This window comes from Paraburkholderia sp. HC6.4b (assembly GCF_014200875.1).
Lineage (GTDB): Bacteria > Pseudomonadota > Gammaproteobacteria > Burkholderiales > Burkholderiaceae > Paraburkholderia > Paraburkholderia tuberum.
Map to the genome: position 1 here is coordinate 36,423 of NZ_JACHDC010000004.1, position 12,470 is coordinate 48,892.

The 12,470-nt window shown below is 61.3% G+C and carries 14 protein-coding genes and 2 pseudogenes; 10 read left to right on the forward strand and 6 right to left on the reverse strand.

From position 1 onward, the window contains the following. Positions 1 to 9: 9 nt before the first annotated feature. The 3 genes from HDG34_RS06815 to HDG34_RS06825 all read left to right on the forward strand — a co-directional run bounded on the left by HDG34_RS06815 (position 10) and on the right by HDG34_RS06825 (position 2,341). Positions 10 to 915 (forward strand): hypothetical protein, encoded by a 906-nt coding sequence (locus HDG34_RS06815; RefSeq protein ID WP_260321056.1) that lies wholly within the window; start codon positions 10 to 12, stop codon positions 913 to 915. Positions 916 to 1,169: 254 nt separating this feature from the next. Further along, positions 1,170 to 1,532, forward strand: a complete 363-nt coding sequence (locus HDG34_RS06820) for a DUF1016 N-terminal domain-containing protein (protein ID WP_184058672.1) — start codon at positions 1,170 to 1,172, stop codon at positions 1,530 to 1,532. A 206-nt stretch (positions 1,533 to 1,738) separates the two neighbouring features. Continuing rightward, on the forward strand, positions 1,739 to 2,341 hold the full coding sequence (locus HDG34_RS06825; RefSeq protein ID WP_184058674.1) for an SCO family protein: 603 nt from the start codon (positions 1,739 to 1,741) through the stop codon (positions 2,339 to 2,341). Positions 2,342 to 2,670: 329 nt separating this feature from the next. On the opposite strand, the pseudogene dmeF reads toward HDG34_RS06825, so the two are convergent. Continuing rightward, positions 2,671 to 3,216, reverse strand: a pseudogene (dmeF, locus tag HDG34_RS06830) (CDF family Co(II)/Ni(II) efflux transporter DmeF); the annotation flags it as partial. An 8-nt stretch (positions 3,217 to 3,224) separates the two neighbouring features. Continuing rightward, positions 3,225 to 3,533, reverse strand: coding sequence for a metal/formaldehyde-sensitive transcriptional repressor (locus tag HDG34_RS06835; RefSeq protein WP_184059198.1), 309 nt, complete (start codon positions 3,531 to 3,533; stop codon positions 3,225 to 3,227). Positions 3,534 to 4,261: 728 nt separating this feature from the next. Between HDG34_RS06835 and HDG34_RS06840 the strand changes: the two genes are divergently transcribed. Together HDG34_RS06840 and HDG34_RS06845 are read left to right on the forward strand one after the other, a co-directional pair. Next, positions 4,262 to 4,486, forward strand: coding sequence for a helix-turn-helix transcriptional regulator (locus HDG34_RS06840; protein WP_260321057.1), 225 nt, complete (start codon positions 4,262 to 4,264; stop codon positions 4,484 to 4,486). A 256-nt stretch (positions 4,487 to 4,742) separates the two neighbouring features. Beyond that, positions 4,743 to 5,090 carry a hypothetical protein gene (locus HDG34_RS06845; RefSeq protein ID WP_090811191.1) on the forward strand — a complete coding sequence of 116 codons (348 nt, stop codon included), beginning with the start codon at positions 4,743 to 4,745 and terminating at the stop codon, positions 5,088 to 5,090. An 80-nt stretch (positions 5,091 to 5,170) separates the two neighbouring features. On the opposite strand, the gene zigA is transcribed toward HDG34_RS06845, so the two are convergent. Further along, positions 5,171 to 6,361: a zinc metallochaperone GTPase ZigA gene (gene zigA / locus HDG34_RS06850; RefSeq protein WP_184058676.1), complete on the reverse strand. Its 1,191-nt coding sequence runs from the start codon at positions 6,359 to 6,361 to the stop codon at positions 5,171 to 5,173. A 103-nt stretch (positions 6,362 to 6,464) separates the two neighbouring features. Continuing rightward, positions 6,465 to 7,472: a GTP-binding protein gene (locus HDG34_RS06855; RefSeq protein ID WP_184059200.1), complete on the reverse strand. Its 1,008-nt coding sequence runs from the start codon at positions 7,470 to 7,472 to the stop codon at positions 6,465 to 6,467. A gap of 227 nt (positions 7,473 to 7,699) precedes the next feature. Here HDG34_RS06855 and HDG34_RS06860 point away from each other — a divergent pair, with 227 nt between their 5' ends. The 4 genes from HDG34_RS06860 to HDG34_RS06875 are packed head-to-tail and all read left to right on the forward strand — an operon-like array spanning position 7,700 to position 11,336. Beyond that, on the forward strand, positions 7,700 to 8,716 hold the full coding sequence (locus HDG34_RS06860) for a metal ABC transporter solute-binding protein, Zn/Mn family (protein WP_260321058.1): 1,017 nt from the start codon (positions 7,700 to 7,702) through the stop codon (positions 8,714 to 8,716). Between the two features lie 5 nt (positions 8,717 to 8,721). Then, positions 8,722 to 9,543, forward strand: coding sequence for a metal ABC transporter ATP-binding protein (locus HDG34_RS06865; protein ID WP_184059204.1), 822 nt, complete (start codon positions 8,722 to 8,724; stop codon positions 9,541 to 9,543). 6 nt (positions 9,544 to 9,549) lie between these two features. After that, positions 9,550 to 10,461, forward strand: coding sequence for a metal ABC transporter permease (locus HDG34_RS06870; protein WP_184058678.1), 912 nt, complete (start codon positions 9,550 to 9,552; stop codon positions 10,459 to 10,461). 17 nt (positions 10,462 to 10,478) lie between these two features. After that, positions 10,479 to 11,336, forward strand: a complete 858-nt coding sequence (locus HDG34_RS06875) for a metal ABC transporter permease (protein ID WP_260321085.1) — start codon at positions 10,479 to 10,481, stop codon at positions 11,334 to 11,336. A 103-nt stretch (positions 11,337 to 11,439) separates the two neighbouring features. On the opposite strand, the pseudogene HDG34_RS39805 reads toward HDG34_RS06875, so the two are convergent. Further along, a pseudogene (locus HDG34_RS39805) lies at positions 11,440 to 11,634 on the reverse strand (hypothetical protein); the annotation flags it as partial. Here HDG34_RS39805 and HDG34_RS06885 point away from each other — a divergent pair. Then, positions 11,627 to 11,800 carry a hypothetical protein gene (locus tag HDG34_RS06885; RefSeq protein ID WP_184058680.1) on the forward strand — a complete coding sequence of 58 codons (174 nt, stop codon included), beginning with the start codon at positions 11,627 to 11,629 and terminating at the stop codon, positions 11,798 to 11,800. The pseudogene HDG34_RS39805 and the gene HDG34_RS06885 sit on opposite strands and share 8 nt — an antisense overlap. Here HDG34_RS06885 and HDG34_RS06890 read toward each other — a convergent pair. Continuing rightward, on the reverse strand, positions 11,782 to 12,435 hold the full coding sequence (locus tag HDG34_RS06890) for an IS6 family transposase (protein ID WP_184058682.1): 654 nt from the start codon (positions 12,433 to 12,435) through the stop codon (positions 11,782 to 11,784). The two genes, HDG34_RS06885 and HDG34_RS06890, sit on opposite strands and share 19 nt — an antisense overlap. Positions 12,436 to 12,470: the final 35 nt, after the last annotated feature.

Sequence of the window (12,470 nt, forward strand, 5' to 3'; positions counted from 1 at the left end):
GGGATGAACATGCAGCAGCCCACCATTCAGCAGCTCGACATTTTCGCCGACAGCCGTGATGTCATGTTGCGTAACGACGTGCTGGAGCCGCTGCAGCGGCGCGATGCGGTGGCGGCGCGAACGGCACTGGAGCTGCTCGCCGGCGAATATCCGGACGATGGCGCGCTCCCAGCGATGAGCGTGCTGGTTCGTGAGCTGGAACGCGGATCGCCCACGCCCTTTTCTGATCACGAGACGCTGGCCAGCGCACGCCGGCATCTCGAGGACGAGGTCGTACCTGCCGCCCGGCGGGTGCTGCCCGCGCAGAATGTTCAGTCGTGGCTCACGCCGTGCTGGCGAGCGCTTGCCCAGCGGGCCGAATCGCTACCGTTTCGTACCGCCGACGCAGACAGTCACGCCGTGCCGCTGTGGCTTTTGGCGGGCGACGGGGCGGCTGCGATTGAAGCAGTCGAAGCCATTGAGTCCTGGTCGCGCATCCCGGCACCGCTTGCGTGGATGACCGAGGCACGCTACCGGGCGGCCGGCCTGGATGCGGCGTGGCCGCTGCTCGCGCAGCTGGCGTGGCTGGCGCCGGCGAGGTTCGTGGCGTTGTTGCCCACCTTGGGTGATGCTTCGCTGGACGCGCTGCGCCGGCGCTTCGATGCCGAATTCCCTGGCACCGGCGAGGTCGACGACTATTTGTGGTTCCCGGCATGGCTACTGTTGGTGAAGCCGGCGCTCGCCGGCAGGTTAGGTGAGGTGCGCGTGCAGCGTGACCAGGCGGCATCGCGCGCGACGGCCCTGCTCGGAGAGATCCGGCGCCGGGAGCACGAAGGCGACCAGCATGAACTCATCGGGCTGCGCCAGGAGCTCAGCCGGCTGCATGCGGGCCTGTTCGACACCTACATGGCGACACGGAAAGTGCAGCACCGTTGATCGGTGAGCGAGGCCGCGAATGGTCACATCGGGCAGTCGTCCTGCAATCATTCGCGAGATGCGACCCGGGGGCGGACGGTTCGCCCGGGCGAGGAGACGGCCGCGAGGCCGAACAGGTATCCGTAATTGTCTCCGCACTGCGGAGACAATTCGGACGCTCGCCGGCGCAAGCCCCGGTGACGGGTTTGAAGACAGATTGGGCCGTCCGCGGGCAGTTTTAACGCGGCGGTAGCCGCACACCTGAGCATGAAAGTATGAACGACCTTACGCCTTCCTCCTTGCTTGACGAAGTCCGACTGCTGATCGATTCGGCGCGCGAACGGGCCGCGGTTGCGATCAATGCAGAACTGACACTGCTGTACTGGCAGGTGGGGCATCGTATTGAGGCAGAGGTATTGCGGGGCGCCCGCGCGGAGTACGGGCAACAGGTGATCGGATCGTTGGCGCGTCAGCTTACCGCCGAATACGGGCGCGGTTGGAGCGACAAGCAGTTGCGCCACTGCATGCGTCTTGCGGAGGTTTTTGCCGACGAAGCGATGGTCTCCGCAGTGCGGAGAGAATTGAGCTGGACGCACCTGAAGACGCTGATCTACATCGACGACCCGGTGAAGCCTTAAGCATTCCCTCTTCGCTTCCCGCCTTACGCGCGACATTTTGGCGCGCTCGGGTGACGCGGCCTGTGGCGCAACGGCCCTCGAATGGAGCCTTGTCGTTGAGAGTTGTAAAGCGGATGAGGCACTACGCGGGCAGACGAATGAAAGCTCTCCGCAATAGACTGTACTTCCCAATCCTGATCTTTGCGACGGCAATGCCGCACCAATCCATGCCCCCATTCTTTGATCGCTGTGTGCGTCTCGTTGTCGGCGCAACGCTCTCTGTTTCACTTGCCGCCTGCCACCATGAAGAGCCGTGGAAGCTCACGGACGTCCAGGGGCATTTGCCCGATCTGGATTTCGCGCTGACCTCCGACGCCGGCAAGCAGATTAGCCAGGCGAACCTGGCAGGTGATGTCACACTCGTCTACTTCGGCTACACGCATTGCCCGGACGTATGCCCGGAGACGCTGGCCAAACTGGCCCAGGTGACGCATCAACTGGGCGGCGCCGCACAGCATGTGAAGGTCCTGTTCGTGAGTGTCGACCCGGCGCGGGACACGCCCGCAGTGATGCATGCGTATGTCGATGCGTTTGACGCAAAGCACGACGTCGGCCTGACCGGTTCCGACAGCGCGATCAAGGCGCTCGCGCAACGCTATCGCGTCGCGTACCAGGCTGACAAGCCCCGCGCGAACGGTGGATACGAGGTAACCCATAGCTCGGCGATCTACATATTCGATGCGAAAGGGCGCGCGCGCCTGATCGGTGCGAACGACGATCCGGTCGACGCATTTGTGCACGATCTGCGTCAATTGGCCGACGAGACCTGACGACAGGCGCCCGCGACGGTGCTGAAGAGGCCGCGAACGAGCCCGCGCACCCACGGTGTTTTCAACAGATAGAGTCGGACGTACGTCGGAGATTCCGGCCAGATTCGCCCGGAGGAGCGCTTGTTGTCGTCGCCCGAAGTTCCACGCATACCACCGCGTTCAGCTGGTCAATAACCGGCTACGACCAGAATCCCTATGCACGCTCAACGCAAGGTTTCCTGGCATACAAGTGTGTGGCGCCGGTAGCATCGTGGATCACGCCACCGCTTGAGCAGGCTGGACCTCGACCGTGACATGGGACAACCCCTTAAAGCGCTGGAGCACCGCATGATGCCATCTTCGAAGATGGAAACGGCAAACACACCGGACGGAGCGAAGATCTTCTGCGCCTCGTCTTCGTAACCATGCCCGTGATGGTCGCCGAGCAGCCACGCGCTCGGCAGGTTGACCAACAGGCCTACCACCGCGATGGGAATCGCTTCGCCGAAATGAATCGATACTGGCGGCAGAAAGCGCGACACAGCCTCGTACCCAATCAGCACTGCGATCATGGCAAGTACGATGGCACTCGTGAAGCCCGCGAGATCGCCAAGCTTGCCAGTACCGAAAACGAAGCGGGGGTCGGCAGCATGCTTACGCGCGTATGTGTACGCGAGGGCTGCAATCAGCATTGCTCCAGCGTGCGTCGACATGTGCAGACCGTCTGCAACAAGCGCCAGTGAGCCGAACATATTGCCGCCGATGATTTCAATCAGCGTCATCGCGCTGCACAGCGCAATGACCGCCCAGGTCCTGCGCTCGTTCTGCTCGTGAGCCGCGCCCAGAAAGATGTGGTCGTGTCCTGCGCCGAACGCCGAGTCTTTGAAATCACTCATGTGCTGCTCTACTTGAAATAGCTGTGAACGACTTCGATGAGCTGGTCAGTCGCGCTGCCGGCCGGCTCTTTGTGGATTTCGGCATCGACGAGATGCGTGCGGATATGCTCCTCGAGCACTACCGCCAGCAGGCCATTCATCGCGCCGCGACAACTGGTTATCTGCTGCAGGACGTCGATGCATCCACGCTCTTCCTCAAGCGCCCGCTCGATGGCTTCGACTTGCCCCTTGATGCGGCGGACCCGGTTGAGAAGCTTCTGTTTCTCACGAATGGTGTGGCTCGTGAATGACCTCCGATATACCGCAGGAGCGTATATGCCAGATAGGGTGGAGGGATATGCTAATTCTCCCCCGGTGAACGAAGGCGAATTGAAAGAATTTGACTGCATTAGACCCGGCTTCGCCTTTCGGGCAGCGGCCTTTATGGATGGACTTTGTTTGCGCGAGGACGGCACGTGCAAGCGAATCCACGATACGCGATAGGGCGTCACCGTCCCACCGGGACGCGCCAGGCGCGCGATCATTGCGATTGGCTCGTGCCGCTTTGGCGTCCGGTCACCAGGAAGAAGCAGGCATACGTTTTCCTGACGTGATCGGCTGCTTCTGGCCGGACACAGCATCGTGTGATAAGAATATGCGCCGCGTGCTTCAGATGCTGCGAGCGACGCTACGCGAACCCGTCGCGGCCGTTCGACCTGGCTCCGATCGAAAGGCTACCTTGAAGGTGCAGCCGCCATCGCTCGGTTGCGGATAGCTAATCGCCCAATTCGACCCTTCGTACATAGCCTTTTCGTCGCGCCTGGGTGCCGTCCACGTTAATGTGTCGAGAACTATTGGTCGACTTCGATATCCCGCTGGCCCCTGGCAGGAGACGGGCAACCGTGGTATTTCCGTGCATGCGGCGGTGCGTCATCTATTGGCGACGTGACTCTTTGGAATGCAAAAATGCAGGCATCCGAGTTGACCGACGACCAGGTCGCGGAACTGGTAGAGATGTTCCGATCCGACCCGCCTGAAAATAATTGCAGCATGCCTTCGCGTGCCGATGTGCGTTTCCTACATCGCGGCCAAATATGGCTTGGCGCAAACGCTCGTCAGCCATCACCTGCGGCTTTTGCGAGCAGCCCGGGTGCTGCGCGCCGATCGGTGCGGAAAACAGATTTTCTGTGTAGCAACTGACGAGCACGTAAAGCTTGTCATCAGCGACATGGCTGAACACGAGTGTGAGCATCCGCCGTCCGAATTTGATGAGTCACCGAAGGAGGAATGACGCGTTTTGCGGCTGACCTGCAAGGCAAGCCCCGATGTTTTCCGGCTATCGAACCCACCGCGCCGGTTAATTAAAGCACAGACGCGTTTACTTCATCGGGGGGTATGGCATCATCTAGACGGAAACAAAGGGCGTTGACTTCGGCGTGCGTAAGGAGGATCGCTTAACATCTGCCCGGATTAACCCTTGCCCATTGGGGGCACGCCGCGAAGCCCACGTCATGCGTTCACTATCACGTGAGTCGAGGAGCACTGCTATGAGCACCTGCAACGAACCGCATCATGCCCATCATGACCATCAGCATGGTCCGAACTGCGGACACACTGCGATCAGGCATGGCGATCACACTGACTATCTGCACGATGGCCACCTGCACCATCCCCATGGCGATCACGTGGACGAACACCGGCTGGAGGTGAGCGCAAAAAATCCGGATCAATGTACTTCCAACTGCGGCGGTCATGAGTCGGGACATGTCCACGGGCCGGCATGCGGCCACGAAGCGGTACCGCATGGCGATCACGTCGACTACCTGGTCAACGGCCACCTGCACCATCCGCACGGCGATCATTGCGACGACCACGGCCCGGTTGAGCTCGCCTGAGTGCCCGGCGCCAGGCAGGCGAAGTACCTCAATACGATTGAGTATGCCTGGTGCCAGGTTACTGCCTGGGTGGACACACCTTACTGCGTCCACTCAGGGAACGGGTCGGTAAATTTGTGCCACTCGACTTCATCACGGGCCAGTTCGTCCTCGCTTAGCAGGCAGGCATCAAAGGACGCGCGCAAGGCTGCCTCGTCCATTCCGGTGCCGATCAGGACCAGCTCCTGTTGACGATCCCCGAAACGCTCATGCCAGCGGCTTCGGATGATAGCCTGTGCTTCGGGCTCCTGCGGCCAGGCGTGCCTGGGCACGGCCGCCCACCAGGTCCCGGCGCGTCCGTGACGCGAGACCGCGCCGGCTTGCGACCATTCGCCGACCGCATGGTTGCGCGAGGCCAGCCAGAAGTACCCCTTTGAGCGCACGACGCCCGGCCATTCGCACTGAATCCAGTCGAAGAAACGCTGCGGATGAAACGGACGGCGCGCGCGGTAGACGAAGCTGGTGATGCCATATTGTTCGCTTTCGGGAATGTGTTCGCCGCGCATCTCCTTGAGCCACCCAGGCGCTTGCGCAGCGGCTTCGAAGTCGAACAGGCCGGTATCGAGGACCTGCCCGATCGGCACCTGGCCAAAGCGGCTTTCGACGATCTTCGCGCGGGCGTTCAGCACCCGCAGCACGCCTTTGAGCAACTCCAACTCGCTTGCGCTCACAAGGTCCGTCTTGTTCAGCACGATCACGTCGCAGAACTCGATCTGCTCGGTCAGCAGATCGACCACGGTGCGGCGGTCTTCCCCGCCCATCGTTTCGCCGCGATCCGCCAGGAAGTCATGGGAACCGTAGTCGCGCACAAAGTTATAGGCGTCGACGACCGTCACCATCGTGTCCAGGCGAGAGATATCCGAGAGGCTGTGACCTTGTTCGTCGCGAAACGTGAAGGTTTCCGCCACCGGCAAGGGCTCGGATATGCCCGTGGATTCGATCAGCAGATAGTCGAAGCGCTTCTCCCGCGCGAGCCGCTGGATCTCGATCAGCAGGTCCTCGCGCAATGTGCAGCAAATGCAACCGTTGCTCATTTCGACGAGCTTTTCGTCGATGTGCGAGAGCTGGCTGCCGCCGTCACGAATCAGCTGAGCGTCGATGTTGACTTCCGACATATCGTTCACGATTACGGCCACCCGCTTGCCTTCGCGGTTATTCAGGACGTGGTTCAGGAGCGAGGTCTTGCCCGCGCCGAGAAAGCCGGACAGTACGGTGACGGGGAGCTTGTGCATGGGAAAAGTGGAGCCTCAAACGTGGTGAAGAAGATCGCATGAATCGACACGGCCAGCCTGCTGGCCGAGGCGGGTGCGCGGCAAGCAGGCGCGATCCTTCGTGTCAGTTCTGCAGGACTTCGCCAACCATACAGTTGTCGAGGCCCGCCTTGAAAAGATCATGTGGCAACTGTTTGCCGATGAAAACAATCCGGGTTTCGCGCGTTTCATTCGCGCCCCAGGACTTACCGATATCCGCGCCAAAAATCATATGTACGCCCTGGAACACTGCGCGACGGTCGACACCCGCCAGGTTCAGCACACCCTTGTAGCGCAGCATCGCGGCACCATAGATCGCAACCGTGGCGCTGAAGAACGCCTCGAGCTTGTCCCGATCCAGAGGCGCAGTAGCGCGGTAGACGAAGGACGTCACATCGTCGTCATGCTCGTGCGAAACGTCTTCAAGGAAATCGGGCTCGATGTCGACAATGGCATCCAGACTGAAGCTGCGGATGTCGAGCAGTTGCTTCAGGTCCGTCTCGCCAAAATGTGCCGGCCTGATCGTCGCGCGCGGGTTCATCTGCCGCAACCGGCGCATCAGTTGCTGCGCCTGCTCTTCGCCAACGAGGTCCACCTTGGATACGAGGATACGGTCCGCGAATCCGACCTGCTCCTGCGCTTCGTGATGTTCGTCGAGCTGCTCGCCGCCATGCCGTGCGTCGACCACCGTCACGATGGCGTCGAGCACGTATTTCTCCTGCACGACATCGTCAACAAAGAACGTTTGCGCGACGGGCGCCGGATCGGCAAGTCCCGTTGTCTCGATGATGACCCGCTCGAACGCGAGTTCTCCTGTCTCCCGTCGCGCGGCGAGCGTCGAAAGAATGCGCACCAGGTCGCCACGCACCGTACAACAGATACAGCCATTGTTCATTTCGACAATCTGCTCGTTACCGTCCTGCACCAGCAATTCGTTGTCGATGCCCGCTTCGCCGAACTCGTTTTCGATGACCGCAACGCGTCCGCCGTGATGCTCGGTCAGGATGCGGTTGAGCAAGGTCGTTTTTCCGGCGCCGAGGAAGCCGGTCAGGATGGTCGTCGGGATACGCTGGAAGCCGGTTGCATCTTGCATTGCATTCTCCTGTGAGCGGCACGCGCTCAAGCATGTTCGCCCGTCGAGGTGCCCGGGCGCTGAGCAAATGGTTACGGTCGAGATGCCCCCATGCGGTGACAGCCCGCTTCGCTGATGCCACCCTCCGGGACGGCCAGTCTGTCTGCTGGGAACGCTGGACACCACATGTGTTATGTTATAACGTATCTAATCCTATCGGATTGTTATTTTTCGTGCCAGGAACGCCAATGAGAAAAATCGCCGCCAGGCTTTGCAACTCCGTTCAGCACCGCGCATCCTGGAGTTCAGGACAGCCAGACCGGTTTGTTTGGCGCGCCGCACTAAAGCCCATCGGTAGCCTTGCGGCTGCATTGGTACTGCTTGCCGCGCATCAGGGAAGCGCCATGGCGGCATCAGCAGCGGCTGGCGTAATCAACGCCATCGGTGTCGAAAACGAGTACGCCGACGTCATCGCCCAGATCGGCGGCAAGTACGTTCAGGTGAGCGCGATCGAAACGGATCCCAATACGGATCCACACACGTTCGAGGTCAACCCGAAGGTGGCAGCGCAGCTTGCTTCCGCCGATCTGATCGTCAAGAACGGCGTGGGATACGACGCCTGGGCCGACAAGATCATCGCAGCCGCGCCCAACAACAAACGCAAGGTCATTGACGCCCAACACCTGCTTGGCCTGCCCGACAGCACGCCGAACCCGCATCTCTGGTACGACCCGAAAACCATGCCGGCGGTTGCGAAGGCAGTGGCAGCGGACCTTTCCGCATTGAACCCCGCGCAGGCAGCCTACTTTCAAGCCAACGTGAAGAAGTTCGACGCATCACTCAAGCCCTGGCTGGCTGCAATTGCATCGTTCAAGGCGCACTACGCGAAAACGCCTGTCGCGGTGACGGAGCCGGTCGCCAACTACATGCTCGAAGCGGTCAGCACCGATATCGCCACACCCTTCAGCCTGCAGGCGGCGATCATGAACGGCACCGATCCCTCTCCGCAGGACGTGACGAAACAGAACAGCCTGTTCACGGACCACAAGGTCAAGGTGTTCGTCTACAACCAGCAAGTCACGGATGCGCTCACACAGTCGTTCCTCAATCTGGCCAGGAAAAATGGTATTCCGGTGGTCGGCGTCTACGAGACCATGCCAACCCCCGGCTTTACTTACCAGTCGTGGATGCTGGCGGAAGTCAATGCGCTGGAAAAGGCAGTGACTTCCAAAGTGTCCACCGAAACCTTGCAGGCTGTGCAGTGAGCGGCATGTGCCCTGGCAACGAGGTCCTTGCGGTCGACCGGGTGAGCGTCTCTTTCCCGGGGCACAGCGTGCTACATGAGGTGAGTTTCAGTCTGGAAGCGGGAGAGTTCTGCGGCCTTATCGGTTCGAACGGTTCGGGCAAGACCACGCTGCTGCGTACGATCCTCGGCTTCCAGGTAGCGAGTGCAGGTAGCATCAGGATCAATGGTGCGCGCAGCCTGACCTCGGTGGGTTACGTCCCGCAGAAGATCGCGCTCGACCCCTACCTCCCGATGCGTGCGCGGGATCTGGTGTCGCTCGGCCTCGAGGGCCACAGGCTCGGCTTGCCGTTACCGTCGAAAAAACGCCGCGAGGCGGTCGACGGGATGCTCAAAGCCGTGGATGCAGAGCCTTTCGCGGACCAGCGCATCGGGGAACTGTCCGGAGGCCAGCAGCAGCGGGTACTGATCGCACACGCTCTGGTTCGCCGTCCGCGGCTGCTGTTGCTGGACGAACCTCTGGCCAACCTCGACATGCGCAGCGTCGCCGAAATTGTCGCGCTGTTGCGCCGCCTGAGCGTCGAGCACGGGCTTGCGGTCCTGCTTTCGGCGCATGACATGAATCCCTTGCTGCCGGTGATGGACCGGATCGTCTACCTCGCCAATGGCCACGCAGCGAGCGGGGCGACGGACGAAGTGGTGCGTACCGAGGTCCTGAGCAGACTGTACGGCTATCACATCGATGTCGTCCGCGTGCACGGCCGCGTGCTGGTGATTGCCGCCGGCACCGAGGCCGAAATGCTTGCCGCCGTTCGGCGAGACCCCGCCCACATTGTGCAGGTTCCCTGATTCAAGATGGATTCCCTGCTCACCCTCATCTTTGAACCGGGCTTCTTTAGCAGCGAACCGGTGCATACCGCGATGGTAGTCGGCGGCGCCGCCGCAGTCGTGTCCGGCGTAATTGGCGTATTCACCGTCATGAGGAGCCAGTCCTTCGCCGGCCACGCGCTGGCCGATGTGAGCAGCGCGGGCGGTGCTGCGTCGTTCCTGCTCGGCATCAACCCGTTGCTGGGATTTCTCATCATGGCGGTCATGGCAGCGGGCGGCATCGAACTGGTGCGGGTGCGCCGCGCCCGTGAGCGCGATCTTGTGACCGGCGTCGTGCTGGGCGCGGGGCTTGGCCTTGCCGCGCTGTTTCTTTACCTCGACGTGACATCGAAAAGCACGACTGGAGCGGCGATCACCGTCATGTTCGGATCAATGTTCGCCATTCCGGCATCGATCATTCCGCTCGCACTGGCGGTGGGCACGGGGGCGTTGATTGCCGCGGGCGTGCTTTATCGTCCCTTGCTGCTCAGCTCCGTTGACCCAGAGCTGGCTGCGGTCATGGGCGTGCGGGTACGGACGGTCGGACTCCTGCACCTGCTGGTATTGGCGCTGGCCGTTTCCCTATCAGCTATTACGGTCGGCGCCATCCTGTCGACCGCACTCCTGATAGGTCCGGCGGCGATCGCCTTGAGGGTGGCAAAGCGGCCAGGCTGGGCCACGGGTCTGTCCGCGTTAATCGGCCTGGGCACGACCTGGGGTGGCATCCTCCTCGCGTACGACAGCTACTACTGGACCCCCGGGCACGGCTGGCCAGTGAGCTTCTTCGTGGTGACGCTTATCTTCGCCCTGTATGTCATCACAGGTCGCGCCGGACCTGCACGGAAGCCCCCAACGGGCGCGCGGATCGCCCTGAACGCCCGTGAACCGGGTGAGGCCTGACCATGTTCTCCAGCTTCATGACCAACACGTGGATCGTGGCGAGCATCGTGGCAGCGGTCGCCGGATTCATTGGTTTCTTCGTGGTGATTCGAGGCGCCTCGTTCGCCGCGCACGCCTTGCCGCTCGGCACCTTTCCGGGTGCTGCAGCGGCAAGCCTGCTCGGTATCAATCCGCTCTTCGGCCTGATCGTCTTCGCTGGTCTCGGCGTGATCGGAATCAGTTGGCTGAGCCGGCGCGGAAGACACGAAGTCGCAACCGCCCTGTGCCTCGTCACGCTGCTAGGCTTCGGGGCGCTGTTCCTGAGCATGACGAGCGAGTATTCACAAGCGGTCTATGCCCTTCTCTTCGGCGAAGTACTGGGCGTGAGCAACACCGATCTCGCGCCGGTTGCCGCGATCAGCGGGTTCTCGATTGCGGTTGCGGTTGTGCTCTTCCGGCCACTCCTGCTCAGTTCGGTATCGCCCGATCTGGCGAAGGCGAGAGGCGTATCGAGCCGCGCGATGGAACTTGCGTTCATGAGCATCCTGGCGCTTGCGACGGCAATGGCGCTCCCGGTAGTGGGCGCGCTGCTAGTGTTCAGCCTGATGATTGGACCCGCGGCTGCGGCCCGCTCGCTGACTGACCGGCCGATTCTTGCGATATGCGTGTCGGTTGGAATTTCGCTCGTCACGGTGTGGACATCGATCGCCCTCTCCTATGTCTCCAACTGGCCAGTCGGTTTCTTCGTTGGCATGCTTGGGGCCGCCTGTTACGGAGTGGGGCAGGTGTGGACCCGGGCACGAGCCTTCGGGCGCCACCACGACGAACGGCCGGCCTCGGAGGCACCAGTCGGCTCACTGACGGGACCGCCAACCGGCGTGAAGCCGAGCGCATGAGACTTGGCCTCAATCGCGGCAAGCGACGTGCGGTCCTCGTCGAATGTGAGGTCAGGCTTTCCTGGCCGTAGCTAACGTTGATGTCGGACACGACTGGCAGCCGCTTCATCGCGTTCTCGATCTTCAATGCACAAGACGCGCAGTGCGTGCCCCCGATGCGCAGTTTCAGCGGCAGAGAAGAGTTCACCGTTTCGACCTCGACGCGTCTCATCACGGTGACTACGATAGACCCTGTAGCTACTACAAAGGTCAAGTTGCTTCGAGCAAACCGGTCGGCGAGCGCAAGCTGAATGGCCATCACACTACCTGGCGACGGCGTCCAGATAATGTCGGGCCGCACGCATGACGTGCCGCTCGGCGAGCAGCGCGGCAAGCGCCGCATCTCCAGACGGTTCAGTCGCGGTAAGGCGATTTTGGTGGACGATTGCGATGTGAGAAGGATTGCTCACATCGCCAGCGAGTAGAATTGCCGGGCGGCCGATGGCTTGAGTTTGCCGGAGTCTCTCATCTGCCCCTTGGCGATCATATGCATGAGTTCAATGCCACTCAACAAGATGCGGGCAGAACTGAAATCCTTGAATCCCAACATGGGTCGGGTACGTCGCTTGATCGCCCGATGGTCTTGTTCCACGATATTCTTGAGATACTTGGCCTGGCGGATCTTGATGGGCGTCTCACGGTCGGCGTTCACGGCGTGCAGCCCGGCCAGATTGGCACCGCTTTTGTCGATGGTTACGGTTTCGGGCGCGCCATTCTGATCGATGGCCTTCTCGAAGTACCGTCGGGCCGCTCCCTTGTCCCGCTTGGCTCGCAGCAGGAAATCAACCGTGTTGCCGGCCTTGTCGACGGCGCGGTAGAGATACTTCCATGTGCCCCGGACCTTCACATAGGTTTCGTCCATCCGCCAGCTCTTGCCGACCGGGCGCTTGCAGCGGCGGAATGCCTTTTCAAGCACTGGCAGAAGCTTGATGGCCCACCGATGCACGGTCGAATGATCGACCGCGATCCCGCGTTCGGCCATCATCTCCTCGAGATTGCGCAAGCTCAGCGGGTAGGCCACGTACCAACGCACGCACACCAACATTATCTCGAGCGGCATTCTGTTAGGTCCCGCAGCATACCAGCCTCCGCTAT